This is a genomic window from Streptomyces sp. NBC_00104, assembly GCF_045160825.1.
GTDB lineage: Bacteria > Actinomycetota > Actinomycetes > Streptomycetales > Streptomycetaceae > Streptomyces.
In genome coordinates this window covers 7,639,451-7,660,571 of sequence record NZ_CP108215.1, presented here as the reverse complement: position 1 = coordinate 7,660,571, position 21,121 = coordinate 7,639,451, and the positions used below count along the sequence as shown (strand labels likewise).

Here is a 21,121-nt window from a genome sequence, read left to right as displayed (position 1 = left end):
ATGGCCTTCCGTGAGATCAATTCGAAGATGATCGAGGCGACCGTGATGCCGGGCCAGCGGCTGTTCAGCCAGCGCGGCGCGATGCTCGCCTACCGGGGCGAGGTGTCCTTCACCCCCAACACACAGGGCGGCCAGGGCGGTATCGCGTCGATGATCGGCCGTCGGGTGGCGGGCGAGGCGACGCCGCTGATGACCGTCGAGGGCAGCGGCACGGTGCTGTTCGGGCACGGCGGCCACCACATCCAGGTGATCAACCTGACCGGCGAGACGCTCTACGTCGAGGCCGACCGCCTGCTGGCCTTCGACGGCACCCTCCAGCAGGGCACGATGTTCATGGGCTCGCAGGGTGGCGTCATGGGCATGGTCCGGGGCCAGGTGACGGGCCAGGGTCTGTTCACCACGACCCTCAAGGGCCACGGCGCCGTCGCCGTCATGGCGCACGGCGGTGTGATCGAGGTCCCGATCACCCCCCAGCGCCCGGTCCACGTGGACCCGCAGGCGTACGTGGCGCACCACGGCGACGTACGCAACAAGCTCTCCACCGCGCTCGGCTGGCGCGACATGGTGGGCCGGGGCTCCGGCGAGGCGTTCCAGCTGGAGCTGAGCGGCAGTGGTGCGGTGTACGTCCAGGCCTCGGAGGAGAAGCTGTGAGCATGTACGGGGCCCCGGTGGCCGGCCCGACCGTCCACGACCCGATGACGCTGCCGTCCGACGACAACGTCAACAACTACACCTTCTGCGTGGAGCTCAAGGGGAGCCAGTGGTTCCTGCAGAAGGGCAAGATGATCGCCTACTACGGCTCGATGGAGTTCAACGGCATCGGGCACGGCCGTTTCGGCGGTCTCGTCCGTACGTCGTTCCATTCGCCTCTGCACGCCAGCGACTGGGTCGTGGCCGAGGGCTCCGGCAAGATGCTCCTCGCCGACCGGGCCTTCGACGTCAATTCGTACGACCTCGAAGACGGCAACCTGACCATTCGCTCGGGCAACCTCCTCGCTTTTCAGCCAAGTCTCGCGCTGAAGCAGTCGATCGTCCCGGGCTTCCTGACCCTGATCGGCACGGGCAAGTTCGTGGCGGCCTCCAACGGCCCGGTGGTGTTCATGGAACCCCCCATCCGGGTCGACCCGCAGGCCCTGGTCGGATGGGCCGACTGCCCCTCGCCCTGCCATCACTACGACCACGGTTACATGGCGGGCCTCATGGGCGGCCTACGTGCGATGACAGGCCTGGGCGGCGCCTCCGGCGAGGAGCACCAGTTCGAGTTCGTCGGGGCGGGCACGGTCCTGCTCCAGTCCTCCGAGACCCTCATGGCCGAGCAGGCCACGGGCATGGTCCCGCACGAGCCGGGCGTACCCGGCGGCGGCGGGGTGCCGGGCCACCACGGACAGCCGGCGGGCGCACCGCGCCTTCCCGGACAGCTGGGGGATCTCCAGCGTCGCTTCGGGCTGTGAGCGGTAGTCTGCGGAGTGTGACATCGAACGTGTGCGCGTTGTCATGCTCCACCCCCGTAAGACCCGCCCTGTCCGTACGACCAGCAGCACCGAACCCTCACTAGTTCGCCTTTCAACCTTTTAGGTAGACTTCATTCATGGAGACCGAAACGGCCACGCGCTGGCTGACCGATGCGGAGCAGTGCGCCTGGCGCACCCATCTGGACGTCAACAGGCTGCTGACGCACCAGCTCGAAAGGGATCTGCAGCCGTTCGGCCTGACAATGAACGACTACGAGATCCTGGTGAACCTCTCCGAGTCGGAGGGCCACCGGATGCGGATGAGCGACCTCGCCGCCGCCACACTCCAGTCCAAGAGCCGCCTCTCGCACCAGATCACCCGCATGGAGAACGGGGACCTGGTGCGCCGGGAGAACTGCGAGTCCGACCGGCGCGGGCTGTTCGCCGTGCTCACGGAGCACGGCATGGAGACGATGCAGCGGGTGGCGCCCCATCATGTCGCCTCCGTCCGGCGGCACTTCATCGATCTGCTGCCGGAGGAGGCGCTGGAGGAGCTGCACAAGTCGCTGACGCCGATCGCGGAGCACCTCCGGAGCCACCGCGGCAAACCGTAGCGCTCCGCTGCGGTTCGCCGATTCAGCGCCGGGGGACTGTGGGACGGCTCGCGGCTGCGGGATCGTCGTGGCTGGTCGCGCCCACGCGGCGGATCCGCACATCAATACAGCCCCGCGCCCCTGGTGGAAACGGCGGTTTCCCGGCGCCCTCACACGCGTGGCAACCTCAGTTCGAAGAGGGCGCCTCCGCCGGGGGCGTCGTCGACCGTCAACGTGCCTCCATGGCGTACGGCGATGTCCCGGGCGATGGCGAGGCCCAGGCCCGCGCCGCCGTCGTCCCTCGCCCGGGACTCGTCGAGGCGGACGAAGCGTTCGAAGACGCGTTCGCGGTCGGCCCGGGGGACGCCCGAACCGTCGTCGACAACCTGGAGGATCGCCCAGTCCGGGGTGGTGCGCAGGGTGACGGCGACCCGGTCCTGGGCATGGCGGCGGGCGTTGTCCAGGAGGTTGCCGAGGACCCGGCAGACCTGGTTGCGCGAGCCGCGCAGCTCCACGGACTCGACGCCGTCCAGGGTCACGCCGTCCCGGGACGCCACCTCTTGCCGTACGACCTTCGCCAGGTCGAACCGCGCGTCGGGCGGCGGCCGCTCCCCCGCGTCCAGGCGGGCGAGCAGCAGCAGGTCGGCGGCGAGGCTCTGCAGCCGTACGGTGTCCTCGACGGCGCCCTCCAGATCCAGCAACTCCGGATGCGCCGCGCCCACTTCGAGCTGGGTCCGCAGCGACGCGATCGGGCTGCGCAGCTCGTGCGAGGCGTCCGCGACGAACGCGCGCTGCCGCTCCACCGACGTCTCCAGCGCGGCCAGCGTCTCGTTCGTCGTCCGGGCCAGCCGGGCGATCTCGTCGTGCGTGTCCGGCTCGGGGACGCGTCGGGAGAGATCCTCGGAGGCGGTGATGGCCGCCATCTCGGAACGGATGCCCTCGACGGGGCGCAGAGCCCGCTTGGTGACGAAGTACGTCACTCCGCCGACCGTCAGCAGCAGGAGCGGCAGGCCGATGAGCATGGTCGTCAACGCGGTGCCGACGGCGTCCTCTTCGGTGGAGAGCGGGGCGCCCGCGTAGACGGTGAGCGGCACGCCGGCCGGCGTGACCACCTCGACCCCGGCGAACCGGTAGTCCGCCGTCACCCCCTCGACGGTGGCGGTGCCCTCGCCGTACCAGGTCTCGTCGGCGACGTCGGCGGCACCGAGCGTGTCCGCGTCCTCCGCGTCCCGGTCGCCCTCCGCTCGGTCGTCGACGTCGTCGTTGGTCTCGGAGTTCAGCCGGTCCGAGTCGACGGCGGTCACGTCCATGCCCTCGACGTCCTCGCCGACGACGACGGGCTTCTCGTTCCGGTCCAGGACCTCGACGGGGTTCTCGTCGCCGTCCGGCAGCCTCAGCTCGTCGTAGGCGAACCCGTTCGCCAGCGCCGAGGCGGCGTTGCGGGCCACGGAGTCGGCCTCCGCGTCCGCCTTGTCGGTGAGGGTGAACCGCAGCGAGAGCAGCACGGCGGCGCCCGCGGCGACCAGGGCGACGGCGACGACGACGGTCGCGGCCAGGGTGGCGCGCGCCCTCACCGAGCCGAGACGGCGCTTCACGGGCGGGCCTCCAGTCTGTATCCGGCCCCGCGTACGGTCTTGATGAGCGGGGAGCCGAGCTTGCGGCGCAGGGCGCTTATGTAGACCTCGACGATGTTCGGGTCGCCGTCGTAGGCGAAGTCCCAGACGTGCTCCAGGATGTCGGCCTTGGACACGACCTCACCGGCTCTCATCACGAGCTGCTCCAGGACGGAGAACTCCTTGGTGGTGAGGGTGATCTCGTCCTCGGCGACGAACACGCGCCGGGCGGCGGTGTCGACCAACAGATCGCCGACCTCGTGCACGGGCGAGGCACCGCCCGACGGACCGCGCCGCCGCAGCAGCGCCTTGACCCGGGCCACGAGGACGACGTACGAGAAGGGCTTGGTCAGATAGTCGTCGGCGCCCGTGTCGAGGCCCTCGGCCTCGTCGTACTCGCCGTCCTTCGCGGTGAGCATCAGGATCGGCACGTCGTGCCCGGCGGCGCGCAGGGCGCCGCACACGCGGTAGCCGTTCATGCCGGGCAGCATGATGTCGAGGATCACGAGGTCGTACGACCCCTCGCTCGCCCGGTGCAGGCCGTCGATCCCGTCGTGGACGACGTCCACGGCGTATCCCTCGGCCGTCAGCCCCTTGGCCAGCGACACCGCGAGCCGCTTCTCATCTTCCACGATCAACAGGCGCATGCGCTCAGCTTGGCAAACCGAACCTGAAGCGGTCTTCAGGGGGCTTCAGGTCCGCTTCAGCGTCGGTCGGCCAGATTGGTTCCCGTCGAAGCAGACGAGGCCGAACAAGCCAGCTGCAACCGGCGACTTCATCCGTTACTGGTTGCGACCAGTCGCATTCTGGAGGAAAACCATGAAGCGCAACATCGTCATCGCCACCATCACGGCCGTCGCCCTGATCGGCGGCGGCACCGCGACCGCCATCGCGGTCTCGGGTGACGAGGAGGCGCCGACGAAGAAGTCCGTGACGGTGTCGAACGACGGCAACGACCGCGACGACGTCAACGACACCGACGACTCGGCACAGGACAAGGCCGAGGACCGGGCCGAGGACAAGGCCGCCCGCGACACGGGCGAGGACGCCGAGGACAAGGCCGAGAACGCCGCCGAGGCGAAGGCCGGTCAGGTCACGGCCGCCGACGCGATCAGGACGGCGCTGAAGCAGAAGACCGGCACGGCGGTCTCCGCCGATCTCGACGACGAGGGCACGAACCTGGTCTGGGACGTCGACGTCCTGACCGACGGCGGCAAGTGGTTCAGCGTCCAGGTCGACCCCGGCACCGGCAAGGTCCTCGGCTCGCACGCCGACCGGGACGACGACGGTGACGACGCCGCCGAGACCGAGCAGATCCGGGCCGCGCTGAAGGGCGGCTCCGTGACCGCCGCGGAGGCCGCCGAGGCCGCCGCCGACAAGGGCACGGTCACCTCCGTCGACCTCGACGAGGAGAGCAGGGACAAGGCCTGGGAGGTCGACACCACCGCCGCCGACGGCACCGGCAGCGACTGGAGGGTGAACCCCGACTCCGGCAAGGTCACCGCCGACCGCTCGGAGGACTGACGTCCGCGCGGGCCCACACGAGCCACCGGCAGGAGTGACGCCGCCGATCCCCCTCGGCCGGCCGTCGCCCTCCAGGAGGACCACGTCTCCCTCCCCCCACCCCCGGGAGACCGACTCCTCCTTCCACACCGGAAGGCCGACACCTCGACTCCCCCGGAGGTGAGAGCCTTCCTCCCCCACAGGTAGGGGCACCCGACACCGGGTGCCCCTACCGGCGTTTCAGGGCCCTGCACGGGTCGTCCGGAACCCGCTCACCGCAGTTCGCCGACCCGCTCCACCGCACTCTCCTCCCGCTCCATCCCACTCTCCTCCCGCGCCGCCGGACGGCCCCGCCGCTTCCCCGCCCCCACGGCCGTCGCCGCGAGCAGGGCCGTGCCGCCCGCGAGGGCGAAGCCGAGGGCCGGCGAGAAGTGGGCGACCAGGAGACCCGAGACGGCCGCTCCCGCCGAAACGCCCGCGTTCACGGCGGTGTTGACCCAGGCGCCGGACCGGGTGCGGGCGGCGGGCGGGGCGGAGGCGTCGGCGACGAGATACGCGGTGGTCAGGGCCGGCGCGACGAAGAGGCCCGCACAGGCGATGGCGGCGGTGAGGGTGACGAGGTCCGGGGCGAGCCCGGCACCGGCGAGGGCGAGGCCCAGCCCCGCCGTCAGCAGCGACAGCCGTACGCGGGCACCGGAGCGCCACTCGACCGCGCCGTACACCAGACCGCCCACCGCGCTCCCGGCGGACAGTGCGGCGAAGATCCAGGCCACGACGTCGTCCCCGTGCCCCCGCTGCTCGGCGAAGGCCAGCACCAGCAGGTCGAGCGCCCCGAGCGACAGCCCGACCCCGCCGGCCGCGACGACGGGCGGCACGAGCCCGGCCACCACGCGGGGCGCCCACGGACCCCCGCGCTCCTTCGGCACCGCGCCCTGCCCCCGCATCCGGACCACGGCCGGAGAGGTCACGAACGCGAAGGTGCCCGCCACCACCAGCACGGCCCCCATGGCCACGGCGGCCGCCGGAGCGGCGAACTGCACCACCCCGCCCACCACCAACGGCCCCGACACGAACAGCAGTTCCTCCGCGACGCCGTCGAGGCTGTACGCGCGCCGCAACAGCCCCCGGTCGGCGGCGAGTTCGCTCCACACCGTGCGCATCGTCGGCCCGAGCGGCGGCGTACAGGCCCCCGCGACGACCGCGACCGCGCCCAGCACCGGCCCCGACACCCCCGGCCGCCAGCTCGCCACCGCCAGCACGCCGAGGAGCACGGCGTACAGCGAGGCCATCGGCGGCAGCGCCCGGCGGGGGCCGTACCGGTCGACGAGCGCCGCCCGCACGGGCGACAGGAAGACACTGGTGGCCCCGAACAGGGCCATGACCGTGCCGGCGACGGCGTACGACCCCGTCGCACGGGTCACGGCGAGCAGCACGGCGACCGGCACCATGCCGTAGGAGAGCCGGCCGACGAGTACGGCGGCGAAGGTGCGGCGGGCGTACGGGATGCGGAGCACCGCGGCGTACGACGGCCGCGAAGAGGTCGCGGACATGCGAAAGGTTCCTCACCTGGAGGCGAAAGGGGGACGCCGATGCCCCGCGCGCCGACCACACGTCGCCTGCGAGGCCGCCCGCCCTTTACGCACAGTGAGGGAACATACGGCCAACTTAGCAGCCCACAAAGGGATTTCGCCCCCGCCGCCCCTACCCGTCCCATCCCCGGGGGCTGCCGCCCCTTCGACCCCGGCTCAGGTGAGTTGTTCGGCTGCGGGCGGGTGGGGGCTTGGCCCGCAGTTCCCCGCGCCCCTGAAAAGGGGCGCGGGGAACTGCGCGAACGGGGTCCGGGGCGGAGTCCCGGGGAGGGGACGGGTAGGGGCGGCGGGGGCGAGGAAAAGCCCGGCTCAGCCCTCCGTCAACCCCGCCACCAGTTCGTCCGCCGCCCGATACGGATCCAGCTCCCCCGCCACGATCCGCTCGGCGAGAGCCGACAGCCGGCGGTCGCCGTGCAGGTCCCCGATCCGCTCCCGCAGCGCGGTGACCGCGATGGCCTCGACCTCATGCGCGGCCCGGGAGCGGCGCCGCTCCGCGAGGACCCCCCGCTCCTCCATCCACGCCCGATGCTTCTCCAGCGCCTCCACGACCTCGCCGATGCCCTCCGCCCGCGCGGCGACCGTCTTGACGATCGGCGGCCGCCAGTCACCGGGGCCACGGGACTCGCCCAGCCCCAGCATGTGGTTCAGCTCGCGCGCGGTCGCGTCGGCGCCGTCCCGGTCCGCCTTGTTGACGACGTAGACGTCGCCGATCTCCAGGATCCCGGCCTTGGCCGCCTGGATGCCGTCCCCCATGCCGGGCGCCAGCAGCACCACGGACGTGTCCGCCTGGGAGGCGATCTCCACCTCCGACTGGCCGACACCGACCGTCTCGACCAGCACGACGTCGCACCCGGCGGCATCGAGCACCCGGATCGCCTGCGGGGCCGCCCACGCCAGGCCGCCCAGGTGTCCACGTGTCGCCATCGAACGGATGTACACGCCGGGGTCGGAGGCGTGCTCCGACATCCGGACCCGGTCGCCGAGCAGGGCACCGCCGCTGAAGGGCGACGACGGATCCACCGCCAGCACCCCGACCCGCTTCCCGGCCTTCCGGTACGCGGTCACCAGCGCCGACGTGGACGTGGACTTGCCCACGCCGGGCGAGCCGGTGAGGCCGACGACGTAGGCCCCGCCGGTGAGCGGGGCCAGCGCCGCCATGACCTCGCGGAGCTGCGGGGACGCCCCCTCCACCAGGGAGATCAGCCGGGCGACGGCCCGGGGCCGCCCTTCCCTGGCCTGTGCCACCAGCGTGGGGACGTCCTGCATCACAGCTCCGTTCCGAGTAGCACGTACACCTGGGTACCGAGGGCCTCAGGCCTTGGGTACCCGCACGATCAGCGCGTCACCCTGCCCGCCGCCACCGCACAGCGCGGCCGCGCCGACCCCGCCGCCGCGCCGCTTCAGCTCCAGGGCGAGGTGGAGGACGAGACGGGCGCCGGACATGCCGATGGGGTGCCCGAGAGCGATCGCACCACCGTTGACATTCACCTTTTCCGGGGACACGCCGAGGTCCTTCATTGACTGCACGGCGACCGCGGCGAAGGCCTCGTTGATCTCGATGAGGTCGAGATCGGCGACCGCCAGGCCGTCCTTCTTCAGGGCGTGCTCGATCGCGTTCGACGGCTGCGACTGCAGGGAGTTGTCCGGTCCGGCCACGTTCCCGTGGGCGCCGATCTCGGCGAGCCACGTGAGGCCCAGCTCCTCCGCCTTGGCCTTGCTCATGACGACCACGGCGGCGGCGCCGTCGGAGATCTGCGACGCGGAGCCGGCCGTGATCGTGCCGTCCTTGGCGAAGGCCGGCCGCAGCTTGCCCAGCGACTCGGCGGTCGTCTCGCCGCGGATGCCCTCGTCCTGGCTGAAAACGACCGGTTCACCCTTGCGCTGCGGGATCTCCACCGGCGTGATCTCGGCGTCGAAGAGGCCGTTCTTCTGGGCGGCGGCCGCCCGCTGGTGGGACAGGGCGGCGATCTCGTCCTGCTCGGGGCGCAGGATGCCGAGGCGCGTGTTGTGCTTCTCGGTGGACTCGCCCATGGCGATGTTCTCGAAGGCGTCCGTCAGCCCGTCGTGCGCCATGGCGTCGAGCATCTGGATCGCCCCGTACTTGTAGCCCTCACGGGACTTCGGGAGCAGGTGGGGGGCGTTGGTCATGGACTCCTGGCCGCCCGCCACGACCACGTCGAACTCGCCGGCGCGGATCAGCTGGTCGGCCAGCGCGATGGCGTCGAGGCCCGAGAGACAGACCTTGTTGATCGTGAGCGCGGGCACGTTCATCGGGATGCCCGCCTTGACCGCTGCCTGGCGCGCCGGGATCTGCCCCGCCCCGGCCTGGAGCACCTGGCCCATGATCACGTACTGCACCTGGTCGCCACCGATCCCCGCACGGTCGAGGGCGGCCTTGATCGCGAAGCCACCGAGGTCGGCTCCGGAGAAGGACTTCAGCGAACCGAGCAGCCGTCCCATGGGCGTCCGGGCTCCGGCGACGATCACCGAGGTCCTGCCGTTGGATCCAGTCATGAGGTGCGATCCCCTTCCAGCTTGCACAGCCGAGGAGTGAACGAGGGTTTACTTCGAATGTACTGAGTGGCACTCCGTGCCGTCACCGGGCTGTCGGTGTGATCGCTGGCACGTTGCGTAACCACTCGCGGCGCGCTGCACTGACACCATGCTGACGCGAATCGACCACATCGGGATCGCCTGTTTCGACCTCGACAAGACCGTCGAGTTCTACCGGGCCACCTACGGCTTCGAGGTGTACCACTCCGAGGTCAACGAGGAGCAGGGCGTGCGCGAGGCCATGCTCAAGATCAACAGCACGGACGACGGCGGTGCCTCCTACCTGCAGCTTCTGGAGCCCACCCGCGAGGACTCCACCGTCGCGAAGTGGCTGGCCAAGAACGGCGAGGGGGTCCACCACATCGCCTTCGGTACGGCGGATGTGGACGGCGAGTCCGCCGCGATCAAGGACAAGGGCGTACGCGTCCTGTACGAGGAGCCGCGAGTCGGTTCCATGGGGTCACGCATCACGTTTCTGCACCCCAAGGATTGCCACGGCGTACTGACAGAACTGGTCACTTCGGCGCCAGTTGAGTCACCTGAGCACTGACCCCCGTACATATGGGCCGGTAGGGTTGGGGTCGGCCGTCGCCTTCGAGGGGGACGGCCCGGATCCCGTCGCCTTCCGAGGAGCGGGATCCAGGGGCACCGCGGAGATCCATCAGCGGCTGCCCCAGGGCCGGGGTCCAGGTTTCGGGGGACGAGGGTGAGGGCGGCAGCCCGTGCTCCGCCGTTGATCTGACACCATTCCCCGGGGGCCCCGTTCGGCGGTTGGACGGAGCTCGTTTGCCAGAGGTTGCGACCAGGGGACGGATGGGACCGCGCAGTGCGGGGCTACGAACGCCAGGAGCGAGAGCCGGCGGCTGACGTCGACCACCTCTCTCGGTTCGAGGCCGAGATGGAGCGGCTGAAGACCGAGCGGGAAAAGGCGATCCAGCACGCCGAGGACCTCGGCTACCAGGTCGAGGTGCTGCGCGCCAAGCTGCACGAGGCGCGCCGCACCCTCATGTCCCGGCCCGCCTACGACAGCGGGGGCGACCTCGGGTACCAGGCCGAGCAGATGCTCCGCCAGGCCCAGATGCAGGCCGACCAACTGCGCGCGGACGCCGAGCGCGAGCTGAGCCAGGCCCGGGCGCAGACCCAGCGGATCCTGCAGGAGCACGCCGAGCAGGCGGCCCGTCTCCAGGCGGAGCTGCACCAGGAGGCGGTCACCCGTCGCCAGCAGCTCGACCAGGAGCTGTCGGAGCGCCGCCAGACGGTCGAGTCGCACGTCAACGAGAACGTGGCGTGGGCCGAGCAGCTCCGCGCCCGCAGCGAGTCCCAGGCCCGTCGGCTCGTCGACGAGTCCCGCGCCGAGGCCGAGCAGGCGCTGGCCGCCGCCCGCGCCGAGGCCGAGCGGCTCGCCACCGAGGCCCGCCAGCGGCTCCAGAGCGACTCGGAGGCCGCCCGCGGCGAGGCCGACCAGATCCTGCGCCGGGCCCGCGCCGAGGCCGAGCGGCTGCTGAACGCGGCGTCGACACAGGCCCAGGAGGCCACCGAGCACGCCGAGCAGTTGCGCTCCTCCACCGCGACCGAGTCGGACTCCGCCCGCCGCCAGGCCTCCGAGCTGAGCCGGACCGCGGAGCAGCGCATGACCGAGGCCGAGGCGGCGCTCCGCGAGGCGCGCGCCGAGGCCGAGAAGCTGGTCACGGAGGCGAGGGAGACCGCGGCCAAGGCCGTCGCCGGCGCCGAGTCGACCAACGAGCAGCGCACGCGTACGGCCAAGGAGCAGGTCGCCCGGCTGGTCACGGAGGCCACGAAGGAGGCCGAGGCCACCAAGGCGGCCGCCGAGGAAGCCGTCGCCGACGCCAAGGCCCAGGCCGAGAAGATCGTCGCCGAGGCCTCCGAGAAGGCCCGCTCGATCACCGCGGAGGAGTCCGCCTCCCAGCTCGCCAAGACGGCCAAGACCGCCGAGGACGTGCTGAACAAGGCGTCCGAGGAGGCCAGGAACACCACCAAGGCCGCCACCGAGGAGGCCGAGCGCATCCGCGCCGAGGCCGAGGCCGAGGCGGACCGGCTGCGCGCCGAGGCGCACGACCTCGCCGAACAGCTCAAGGGCACGGCGAAGGACGACACCAAGGAGTACCGCGCCAAGACGGTCGAGCTGCAGGAGGAGGCGCGCCGGCTGCGCGGCGAGGCCGAGCAGCTGCGCTCCGACGCGGTCGCCGAGGGCGAGCGGATCCGCTCCGAGGCCCGCCGCGAGGCCGTCCAGCAGATCGAGGAGGCGGCCAAGACCGCCGAGGAGCTGCTCGCCAAGGCGCGCACGGACGCGGACGAGCTGCGGCAGACGGCCACCGCGGACAGCGAGAAGGTCCGCACCGAGGCCATCGAACGCGCTTCGACGCTGCGCCGCCAGGCCGAGGAGACGCTGGACCGCACCCGCAAGGAGGCCGAGCGGTACCGCGCCGAGGCCGCCGAGCAGACCGAGGAGCTGAAGGCCGAGGCCGAGCTCGCCGCCCGTGAGCTGCGCGAGGAGACCGAGCGCGGCGTGGAGGCCCGCAAGGCCGAGGCCGCCGAGGAGCTGGCCCGGCTGCACACCGAGGCCGAGGCCCGTCTGGCCTCCGCCGAGGAGTCCCTCGCCGACGCCCGCGCCGAGGCCGAGCGGATCCGCCGCGAGGCCGGCGAGGAGAGCGACCGGCTGCGCTCCGAGGCCGCCGAGCGCATCCGTACGCTCCAGGCGCAGGCCGAGGCCGAGGCCGAGCGGCTGCGGGACGAGGCCGCGTCGGACGCGTCCGCCTCCCGCGCCGAGGGCGAGGCCATCGCCGTACGGCTGCGGTCCGAGGCCGCGGCCGAGGCGGAGCGGCTGAAGTCCGAGGCGCAGGACACCGCCGACCGGGTACGGGCGGAGGCGCAGGCCGCCGCCGAGCGGCTCGCCACGGAGGCCTCGGAGACGCTGGCCGCCGCGCAGGAGGAGGCCACCCGGCGCCGCCGCGAGGCCGAGGAACTGCTCGGCGCGGCCCGGCAGGAGGCCGACCAGGAGCGCCGGCGGGCCCGCGAGCAGAGCGAGGAGCTGCTGGCCTCGGCGCGCAAGCGCGTGGAGGAGGCCCAGGCCGAGGCCGTACGACTGGTCGAGGAGTCCGAGCGGCGCGCCGGCGAGATGGTGTCGGCGGCCGAGCAGCACGCCCAGCAGGTGCGGGAGTCCGTCGCCGGGCTGCACGAGCAGGCCCAGGAGGAGATCGCCGGGCTGCGCAACACGGCCGAGCACGTGGCGGACCGGATGCGCAGGGAGGCCGAGGAGGAGTCCGACCGGGTCCGCGCCGACGCCTACGCGGAGCGGGAGCGAGCCACCGAGGACGCCAACCGGCTCCGCCGTGAGGCACGGGACGAGACGGACGCCGCCAAGGCGCTCGCCGAGCGCACGGTCGCGGAGGCCATCACCGACGCGGAGCGGGTGCGTTCGGACGCCTCCGAGCACGCCCAGCGGGTCCGCACGGAGGCCTCGGACACCGTCGCGCGGGCCGACCAGGACGCCTCGCGCACCCGGGCGGAGGCACGCGAGGACGCCAACCGCATCCGTTCGGACGCGGCCACCCAGGCGGACACCCTCATCACCGAGGTGACGGCCGAGGCGGAGCGGCTGACGCGGGAGACCAACGAGGAGGCCGAGCGGGTACGGGCCGAGTCCGTCGCCAAGGCCGACCGGTTGATCGGCGAGGCCACCGACGAGGCCGAGCGGCTGCGGGCCGAGGCCGCCGAGACGGTGGGCTCCGCGCGGCAGCACGCCGAGCGGGTACGGGCCGACGCCGAGCGCGCGCGGGCCGAGGCGGAGGCGGAGGCCGACCGGCTCATGGCGCACGCCCGCGAGGAGGCCGACAACACCCTCGACGAGGCCCGCAAGGACGCCAACAAGCGGCGCTCCGAGGCGGCCGAGCAGGTCGACAAGCTCATCTCGGAGACGGCGGCCGAGGCCGACAAGCTGCTCACCGAGGCGCAGACGCAGGCGCTGCAGACCACCGCGGACGCCGAGGGGCAGGCCGACTCCATGGTCGGCGCGGCCCGCAAGGAGGCCGACCGGCTGGTCGCGGAGGCGACCGTCGAGGGGAACTCCACGGTGGAGAAGGCCCGCACGGACGCCGACGAGCTGCTGGTCGGCGCGCGCCGGGACGCGACCGCCATCAGGGAGCGGGCGGAGGAGCTGCGCGACCGCATCACGGCCGAGATCGAGGCGCTGCACACGCGGGCCCGCCGCGAGGCCGCCGAGACGATGAAATCGACGGGCGACCGTTGTGACGCGCTCATCAAGGCCGCCGAGGAGCAGCTGGAGAAGGCGACGTCGAAGGCCAAGGAGATCGTTTCCGAGGCGAACTCCGAGGCGGGCAAGGTCCGTATCGCCGCGGTGAAGAAGGCCGAGGGTCTCCTGAAGGAGGCCGAGCAGAAGAAGTCCACGCTCGTCCGTGAGGCCGAGGAGCTGAAGGCCGAGGCGATCCGCGAGGCCCGCCGCACGGTCGAGGAGGGCAAGCGCGAGCTGGAGGTGCTGGTCCGGCGCCGCGAGGACATCAATGCGGAGATTTCCCGTGTCCAGGACGTCCTGGTGGCGTTGGAGTCTTTTGAGGCCCCGTCGAGTGGCAAGGACGGTGGAGTCAAGACGGGTGCCGCGGCGGGTGCGACTCGTTCGGGTGGTAAGCCGTCAGACGGCTAGCGGTGCCGGAGCGTTGCGGGTATCTTCCCGCACCGCCCCAGCGCTAAAGAGATCAATTTGTGCTCGTTCTGTGCTTGCCAGGGCCTTTATGCAAAGTTTCTGGCAAGTATTCCGATGGTCGGCCACTCAAAAGGGGTGTCATTCTCCAGATCAAACGTGCATCTGCTCGATGACACGCCGCTTCGCCCCCTAGGATTCCACCTATCACCTCACCGGTCTCATTCGACAGGAACCCCATGAGCGACACTTCCCCCTACGGCTTCGAGCTTGTGCGGCGTGGATACGACCGCGCTCAGGTGGACGAACGTATCTCCAAGCTCGTCTCCGACCGTGACTCCGCTCTCGCCCGCATCACCGCTCTGGAAAAGCGCATCGAGGAGCTCCACCTCGAAACGCAGAACGCCCAGGCCCAGGTAACCGACGCGGAGCCGTCGTACGCGGGTCTCGGCGCACGCGTCGAGAAGATCCTCCGCCTCGCCGAGGAGGAGGCGAAGGACCTGCGCGAGGAGGCCCGTCGCGCTTCCGAGCAGCACCGCGAGCTCGCCGAGTCGGCGGCCCAGCAGGTACGCAACGACGCCGAGTCGTTCGCCGCGGACCGCAAGGCCAAGGCGGAGGACGAGGGCGTCCGGATCGTCGAGAAGGCCAAGAGCGACGCCTCGCAGCTGCGTCAGGAGGCGCAGAAGGACGCGCAGTCCAAGCGCGAGGAGGCGGACGCCCTCTTCGAGGAGACCCGCGCGAAGGCCGCGCAGGCCGCCGCCGACTTCGAGACGAACCTCGCCAAGCGCCGTGAGCAGTCCGAGCGGGACCTGGCGTCGCGTCAGCAGAAGGCCGAGAAGCGTCTCGCGGAGATCGAGCACCGCGCGGAGCAGCTCCGCCTGGAGGCCGAGAAGCTGCGCACCGACGCCGAGCGCCGCGCCCGCCAGACGGTGGAGACCGCGCAGCGTCAGGCCGAGGACATCGTCGCGGACGCGAACGCCAAGGCGGACCGGATCCGTTCGGAATCCGAGCGCGAGCTCGCCGCGCTCACCAACCGCCGCGACTCGATCAACGCCCAGCTCACCAACGTGCGCGAAATGCTGGCGACCCTCACGGGTGCCGCGGTGGCCGCGGCCAGCACGCCGGTCACGGACGACGAGCCGATCTCGCGTGGGGTTCCGGCGCAGCAGTCCCGGTAACACCTTTGCCGGACGGCGGCACCAGCCGGAAGAGGCAAGCAGGGCCCGCGTCTCCCCTCGGGGGGCGCGGGCCTTCGGTGTTCCGGGGGCGGGGGTGGGCTCGGGGGTACCCGTCGTATCGCGGCTGCCACCAGTACGCGGCTGGTGGCGCGGTTTCCCGCGCCCCTGACGGGGCCGGAGTGGCCTCGGCGCACTCCGGTGGCAGGCACCCGGTGCCCGTTCTAGCGTGGCCGCATGATCGAGCTCGACGGGCTGACCAAGCGGTACGGCGAGAAGGTCGCGGTCAATAACCTCACCTTCGCTGTGCGGCCCGGGATCGTGACCGGGTTTCTCGGGCCGAACGGGGCCGGGAAATCGACGACGATGCGGATGATTCTGGGGCTGGACCGGCCGACGGCGGGGGACGTACGGATCGACGGGACGCATTACGACCGCCTCAGGGACCCGCTCACGTACATCGGCGCGCTGTTGGACGCCAAGGCCGTGCACGGCGGCCGGAGCGCCTTCCATCACCTCCTCTGTCTCGCGCAGAGCAACGGCGTCCCCAGGGCGCGGGTGCACGAGGTGCTGGACACGGTCGGACTGACGTCGGTCGCCGGGAAGAAGGCGAAGGGGTTCTCCCTGGGCATGGGCCAGCGGCTCGGCATCGCCGGCGCGCTGCTCGGGGATCCACGGATTCTCATGTTCGACGAGCCGGTCAACGGGCTCGATCCCGAAGGCATCCACTGGATCCGGAATCTGATGAAGTCCCTCGCGGCGCAGGGCCGGACCGTCTTCGTGTCGTCGCATCTGATGAGCGAGATGGCGCTGACCGCCGACCATCTCGTGGTCATCGGGCAGGGCAGGCTGCTCGCCGACACCTCGATGGCGGAGTTCATCCAGCAGAACTCACGGTCGTACGTACGGATCCGCACCCCGCAGCGGGAACAGCTGCTCGACTCACTGCACGCCATCGGCGTCATGGTCGTGGAGACGGGCGACGGAGCGCTGGAGGCGGACGGCGCGAAACCGGAACAGATCGGCGAGCTGGCGGCCCGGCATCAGATCGTCCTGCACGAGCTGAGTCCCCAACAGGCCTCGCTGGAGGAGGCGTTCATGCGACTGACGGCCGAGTCGGTGGAGTACCACGCGCACGACGGCACGCCGGTGGCGAACCCGGCCCCCGTCCCCGGCTGGGGCGGCGGCTCGAAGCGGGAGGGCTGACCGTGGCCGCCACCCAGGTCGTCCGCTCGGAGTGGACCAAGATCCGTTCGGTGGCGTCCACGGTGTGGACGCTGTCACTGGCCGGGGTCGTCACGATCGCCCTGGGCGTGCTGATCTCGCTGTTGTCGAAGCACGAGTTCGACCGTCTGAGCCGCGCGGACCGGCTCTCGTTCGACCCGACGTTCATCAGCTTCGCGGGAATGACCCTCGGACAGCTGGCGATGATCGTGTTCGGGGTGCTGGTGGTGTCGAACGAGTACAGCACCGGCATGATCCGGACCTCGCTGGCCGCCGTGCCGCAGCGGGGCACCTTCCTCTTCAGCAAGATCGCGGTGGCCACCGCCCTCGCCTTCGTGGTGGGCCTCGCGACCAGTTTCGTGGCCTTCTTCCTGGGACAGGCCATGCTCGGCTCGCACCGGGCCGAGATCGGCGATCCGGGCGTCCTGCGCGCGGTCTTCGGGGGCGGGCTCTACATGACCCTCATCGCCATGTTCTCGATGGGCGTCGCCGCGATGCTGCGCAGCCCGATGCTGTCGCTCGGCATCCTGATGCCCTTCTTCTTCCTGATCTCCAACATCCTGGGCAATGTCGACGCCACCGAGAAGATCGGCCGGTATCTGCCCGACCAGGCCGGCAGCAAGATCATGCAGGTGGTCACCCCGGTCGACGACGACACGCCGTACGGGCCCTGGGGCGGCCTCGCCATCATGGCGCTGTGGGTGGCGGCGGCCCTGCTCGGAGGCTGTCTGATGTTGAAGGAGCGTGACGCGTGACCGTGCCGGGCGGACGTGGCAGATGGTCGTGGCCCACGACCAGAGGCCTGACCAGCAGTTACGTACATGCCAAACCGATGCCCCGGTGACCTGCGTGGTTTTACTTCCTCTTGGGCGGAACCGTCAACGCCCCGATAGGCTCCTAACCCTTACGGGGGCGTGTGCCCCGACGTCCTGAGACGTCCTCAACCGTTCGATGGGTGCGGAGCATGATCGAGGCAGTCGGCCTGACGAAGCGCTATGGCGCCAAGACGGCCGTGTACAACCTTTCCTTCCAGGTGCGGCCGGGGGCCGTCACCGGCTTCCTGGGGCCCAACGGCTCGGGCAAGTCGACGACGATGCGCATGATCCTCGGCCTGGACAATCCCACCTCCGGGCAGGTGACGATCGGCGGCTATCCGTACCGCAAGCTGCCGAACGCGGCCCGCCAGGTCGGTGCGCTCCTCGACGCCAAGGCGGTGCACGGTGGCCGGCACGCCCGCAACCACCTGCTGTCGCTGGCGCAGCTGTCGGGCATCCCGGCCCGCCGGGTGGACGAGGTGCTGGGCGTCGTCGGCCTCCAGGATGTGGCCAAAAAGCGCTCCAAGGGCTTCTCGCTCGGTATGGGCCAGCGGCTCGGCATCGCCGCCGCCCTGCTCGGCGACCCCCAGGTGCTGCTCTTCGACGAGCCGGTCAACGGCCTCGACCCCGAGGGCATCCTCTGGGTCCGCAACCTGATGAAGGCGCTCGCCGCCGAGGGCCGTACGGTCTTCGTCTCCTCGCACCTGATGAGCGAGATGGCGCTGACCGCCGACCACCTCATCGTGATCGGGCGCGGGCAGCTGCTCTCCGACATGAGCATCAAGGACTTCATCTCGGCGAACTCCGCCGACTTCGCGCGGGTCCGGACACCGGACACCGAGCCGCAGCAGCGCGAGAAGCTGACGGCCGCGCTGACCGAGGCGGGCGGCCAGGTGCTGCCCGAGCAGGACGGCGCGCTGCGCGTCATGGGTCTGCCGCTCCCCCGCATCAGCGACCTCGCGCACGGCGCCGACGTACGCCTGTGGGAGCTGTCGCCGCACCAGGCGTCGCTGGAGGAGGCGTACATGCGGATGACGCAGGGCGCCGTCGACTACCGCTCGACGACCGACCAGAAGGCCGGTTTCCAGCAGCCCCTGCCGCCCGGCGCGCAGCCGCCCATGCCGGTGCCCGGACAGGGCCAGCCGGGCTGGTACGCCCCGCCGGCGCCGCAGCAGGGCGGCCAGCCGTACGCGCCGCAGGGCCAGCCCGTGCCGCAGGGTCCGCCGCCGGCCGGGCCGTACGGGGCTCCGGCGCCCGCCGCCGCGCCCGCTCCGGCTCCGGGTCAGCCGCAGCCGAACCCGTACGCCCAGGCCGCGCCCCAGGCCCCCGCGCAGCCCTCCGCCGCGCCGGCCCCCGCACAGCCCGCCCCCGCGGCCGCGCCCGCCGCCGACCTGACGAAGTCCGAGGACGCCCGATGAGCACGCCCCAGCCACCCCTCGCCCAGCAGCCGCCCGCCCCCAACTGGCAGGGGGCTCCGGGCACTTCGTACACCTCGCCGATCCCGGTGGTGCGCACCCACCTCGGGCACGCGATCTCCTCCGAGTGGACGAAGATCAAGTCGGTCCGCTCGACGATGTGGACGCTGGGCGTCTTCGTCGTCCTGGTGATCGGCCTCGGTCTGCTCTTCGCCATGATCGCCGCCTCCACGGACATGGAACTGAACGGCGAGTCCCCGCTGGGCCTGGGCATGTTCGGGCTGATGATCGGCAGCGTCTGCATCCTCACGCTCGGGGTGCTGACCACGGCCTCCGAGTACGGCACGGGGATGATCCGGACCACGATGACCGCGTGCCCGAGCCGCGGCCGGGTCCTGGCCGCGAAGGCGATCGTGTTCTTCGGGCTCGCGTTCACGGTCACCCTGGTGTCCACCGCGTTCGTCAGCTTCGCCACGGTGGCGATCCTGGAGGGCAACGGCGCCACCAGCCCCGACGCCGACGAGTGGTTCAAGGCGACCGTCGGCGTGAGCCTCTTCCTCGCGCTGTTCGGACTGCTGGCGCTGCTGATGGGCTCGCTCATCCGGCACTCGGCGGGCGCGATCACCCTCATGCTCGGGGTGTTCCTCGCGCCGCTGGTCATCGCGATCTTCATGTTCTCGGAGTCGCTGAAGGACGTGCAGGAGTTCCTGCTGGAGTACTCGATCCCGAGCCAGCTCAGCGTGTTCTACGGCTCGGAGCTCAGCCAGTCGGGCCCGTCCGGCTGGGACCCGCTGTGGATCATGCTCGGGCTGGTGGCCGCCGCGTTCGTCGGCGCGTACGCCCTGCTGGAGCAGCGGGACGTGTGACCGGGGGCCGATGAGGTTCAGAACCTCGGTGCGTTACGGGACCGCTGCACCCGCGAGGTGCGGCGGTCCTTCGCGTTCCAGCAGGCCTTGTGCCAGTGCCGGCGCTCGTCGACGCCCGAGTGCTCGGGCCAGGCGACGAGGTGCGGCACCCCGGAGGGGATCATCTGGTCGCAGCCGGGGCAGCGATAGGTCTTGCCCGCGGCGCTCGCGCCCGCCACATGGCGCACGCTCCACTCCTCGCCCCGCCAGGGCTCGCTGGTCTGCCAGCCGCCGTACCGGTCCGACCGGTCCTCCTCCGCGCTGCGGCCCGACGGACCGGACAGACCCGACGAGGCATGGTCCTTGGGGCGGTTGCGACGCGGGGACACGGGACACCTCACGGGGCTATACAGGGAGCAGGGTTGGCGTCCAGCCTACGCGCGCCCGGTGGGGGTATGCGTACCTCACCAATCCCCTCAGATCGCCCTCCGTCCGCCGCATTCTGCAGACAATCCGCAAATCTCGCCGCGAGGCCGTGTCTTCGGCACGTGTCACACGGTTATGCCGGTGGGGGAGCTCCCGAGTCGGAGCCGAGGAAGCAGGAAGAGCGATGCACGTAGGAACATTTGTACTGGGAGCCCAATTCCCCGGCCAGGGCCAGGGGGAGGCGCTCCACCGGGCGGTCCGGACCGCCGAAGTGGCCGACGAGGCCGGGCTGGACGCGGTCTGGCTGGCCGAGCACCATTTCGTGCCGTACGGCACATGCCCGTCGGCGATCACCCTCGCCGCGTTACTGCTGGGGCGAACCCGGCGCATCCGCGTCGGCACGGCGGTCAGCGTGCTGCCCACCGTCCACCCCGTGGCCCTGGGCGAACAGGCCGCACTGCTGCATGTGACGTCCGGCGGACGCTTCTCGCTGGGCGTCGGGCGCGGCGGACCGTGGGTCGACCTGGAGGTGTTCGGCGCCGGCCTCGAGGCGTACGAGAAGGGGTTCCCGGAATCACTCGATCTGCTGGTGCGCTGGCTGCGCGAACCCTCGGTGTCCGCCTCGGGGGAACGATTCAGCTTCCGTGAGGTCCCCGTCGTCCCCAGGCCCGCCGAGGACCTGGACGAGACGCCGGGGCCGGAGGTCGTCGTCGCCTGCACCTCGCCGGCGAGCGTACGGCTGGCCGCCGAGCGGGGGCTGTCGATGCTTCTCGGGATGCACGTCGGGGACGAGGAGAAGGCCGACATGGTCGCGCTGTGGCGCACGTACGCCCGGGCGGCGGGCCGTTCGCCGGAGGAGATCTCCGGCGCGGCCCACGTCTCGGCCGGTGTCTGCCAGATCGCGGACCGGCGCACCGACGCCGTGGAGGCACTCACCAAGGCGATGCCGGGCTGGCTGAAGCAGGGCCTCGACGCGCATGTGACCGTCGACGGCCGCGCCCGCGCCATGCGGGACCCGCTCGCGTACACCGAACTGCTCTGCGGGCTCCACCCGGTGGGGCCCCCGCGGCTGTGCGCCGACCGGCTCGCGGCGACCAGTGAACGGACGGGCATCTCCCGCTTCGCCCTGCTCGTCGAGGGCTCCGGCGACCTGTCGGCGACGGAGGAGAACGTACGGCGACTCGGTGCCGAGGTGCTGCCTCACCTCGGCTGAGCCACTGCGGGGAGCTTGCCGCCCCGGTTAC

General features: G+C 71.5%; 18 protein-coding genes. 12 read left to right on the top strand and 6 right to left on the bottom strand.

The window, feature by feature from the left end; genetic code table 11:
- From OG272_RS33810 to OG272_RS33800, 3 genes are all read left to right on the top strand, one after another.
- On the top strand, positions 1-651 hold the full coding sequence (locus OG272_RS33810; RefSeq protein WP_257567163.1) for an AIM24 family protein: 651 nt from the start codon (positions 1-3) through the stop codon (positions 649-651).
- Between the two features lie 2 nt (positions 652-653).
- A complete protein-coding gene (locus OG272_RS33805; RefSeq protein ID WP_327732116.1) occupies positions 654-1,451 on the top strand; it encodes an AIM24 family protein in 798 nt (265 codons plus the stop codon).
- A 137-nt stretch (positions 1,452-1,588) separates the two neighbouring features.
- Positions 1,589-2,065, top strand: coding sequence for a MarR family transcriptional regulator (locus tag OG272_RS33800; protein ID WP_326577339.1), 477 nt, complete (start codon positions 1,589-1,591; stop codon positions 2,063-2,065).
- A gap of 149 nt (positions 2,066-2,214) precedes the next feature.
- On the opposite strand, the gene OG272_RS33795 is transcribed toward OG272_RS33800, so the two are convergent.
- On the bottom strand, positions 2,215-3,639 hold the full coding sequence (locus OG272_RS33795; protein ID WP_327727777.1) for a HAMP domain-containing sensor histidine kinase: 1,425 nt from the start codon (positions 3,637-3,639) through the stop codon (positions 2,215-2,217).
- The gene (locus OG272_RS33790) at positions 3,636-4,304 is read right to left on the bottom strand and encodes a response regulator transcription factor (protein ID WP_327727778.1); all 669 of its coding nucleotides are present in this window, start codon (positions 4,302-4,304) and stop codon (positions 3,636-3,638) included. The genes OG272_RS33795 and OG272_RS33790 overlap by 4 nt, the downstream gene beginning before the upstream one ends.
- Positions 4,305-4,476: 172 nt before the next feature.
- On the opposite strand from OG272_RS33790, the gene OG272_RS33785 reads away from it, so the two are divergent.
- Complete coding sequence (locus OG272_RS33785; RefSeq protein ID WP_327727779.1) at positions 4,477-5,181, top strand: PepSY domain-containing protein; 705 nt, start codon at positions 4,477-4,479, stop codon at positions 5,179-5,181.
- A gap of 251 nt (positions 5,182-5,432) precedes the next feature.
- On the opposite strand, the gene OG272_RS33780 is transcribed toward OG272_RS33785, so the two are convergent.
- The 3 genes from OG272_RS33780 to OG272_RS33770 form a co-directional block, all read right to left on the bottom strand.
- Positions 5,433-6,710, bottom strand: a complete 1,278-nt coding sequence (locus OG272_RS33780) for an MFS transporter (RefSeq protein WP_405895419.1) — start codon at positions 6,708-6,710, stop codon at positions 5,433-5,435.
- A 348-nt stretch (positions 6,711-7,058) separates the two neighbouring features.
- On the bottom strand, positions 7,059-8,015 hold the full coding sequence (gene meaB, locus OG272_RS33775) for a methylmalonyl Co-A mutase-associated GTPase MeaB (protein WP_326577349.1): 957 nt from the start codon (positions 8,013-8,015) through the stop codon (positions 7,059-7,061).
- 45 nt (positions 8,016-8,060) lie between these two features.
- Positions 8,061-9,263 carry an acetyl-CoA C-acetyltransferase gene (locus OG272_RS33770; RefSeq protein WP_326577351.1) on the bottom strand — a complete coding sequence of 401 codons (1,203 nt, stop codon included), beginning with the start codon at positions 9,261-9,263 and terminating at the stop codon, positions 8,061-8,063.
- Positions 9,264-9,411: 148 nt separating this feature from the next.
- Here OG272_RS33770 and mce point away from each other — a divergent pair, with 148 nt between their 5' ends.
- From mce to OG272_RS33735, 7 genes are all read left to right on the top strand, one after another.
- On the top strand, positions 9,412-9,852 hold the full coding sequence (mce, locus tag OG272_RS33765; protein ID WP_326577353.1) for a methylmalonyl-CoA epimerase: 441 nt from the start codon (positions 9,412-9,414) through the stop codon (positions 9,850-9,852).
- A 276-nt stretch (positions 9,853-10,128) separates the two neighbouring features.
- Positions 10,129-13,980: a polarized growth protein Scy gene (gene scy, locus OG272_RS33760; RefSeq protein WP_327727780.1), complete on the top strand. Its 3,852-nt coding sequence runs from the start codon at positions 10,129-10,131 to the stop codon at positions 13,978-13,980.
- 236 nt (positions 13,981-14,216) lie between these two features.
- On the top strand, positions 14,217-15,155 hold the full coding sequence (locus tag OG272_RS33755) for a cellulose-binding protein (protein WP_326577357.1): 939 nt from the start codon (positions 14,217-14,219) through the stop codon (positions 15,153-15,155).
- A gap of 234 nt (positions 15,156-15,389) precedes the next feature.
- On the top strand, positions 15,390-16,358 hold the full coding sequence (locus OG272_RS33750) for an ATP-binding cassette domain-containing protein (RefSeq protein WP_327727781.1): 969 nt from the start codon (positions 15,390-15,392) through the stop codon (positions 16,356-16,358).
- Between the two features lie 2 nt (positions 16,359-16,360).
- Complete coding sequence (locus OG272_RS33745) at positions 16,361-17,131, top strand: ABC transporter permease (protein WP_326577361.1); 771 nt, start codon at positions 16,361-16,363, stop codon at positions 17,129-17,131.
- A 209-nt stretch (positions 17,132-17,340) separates the two neighbouring features.
- Positions 17,341-18,609: an ABC transporter ATP-binding protein gene (locus tag OG272_RS33740; protein WP_327727782.1), complete on the top strand. Its 1,269-nt coding sequence runs from the start codon at positions 17,341-17,343 to the stop codon at positions 18,607-18,609.
- Positions 18,606-19,472 carry an ABC transporter permease subunit gene (locus tag OG272_RS33735; protein WP_327727783.1) on the top strand — a complete coding sequence of 289 codons (867 nt, stop codon included), beginning with the start codon at positions 18,606-18,608 and terminating at the stop codon, positions 19,470-19,472. Before OG272_RS33740 ends, OG272_RS33735 begins: the two co-directional genes overlap by 4 nt.
- Before the next feature lie 17 nt (positions 19,473-19,489).
- Here OG272_RS33735 and OG272_RS33730 read toward each other — a convergent pair whose 3' ends face one another.
- Positions 19,490-19,840 carry an ATP/GTP-binding protein gene (locus OG272_RS33730; RefSeq protein ID WP_326577368.1) on the bottom strand — a complete coding sequence of 117 codons (351 nt, stop codon included), beginning with the start codon at positions 19,838-19,840 and terminating at the stop codon, positions 19,490-19,492.
- Positions 19,841-20,061: 221 nt separating this feature from the next.
- Between OG272_RS33730 and OG272_RS33725 the strand changes: the two genes are divergently transcribed.
- The gene (locus OG272_RS33725) at positions 20,062-21,090 is read left to right on the top strand and encodes an LLM class flavin-dependent oxidoreductase (RefSeq protein WP_327727784.1); all 1,029 of its coding nucleotides are present in this window, start codon (positions 20,062-20,064) and stop codon (positions 21,088-21,090) included.
- Positions 21,091-21,121: the final 31 nt, after the last annotated feature.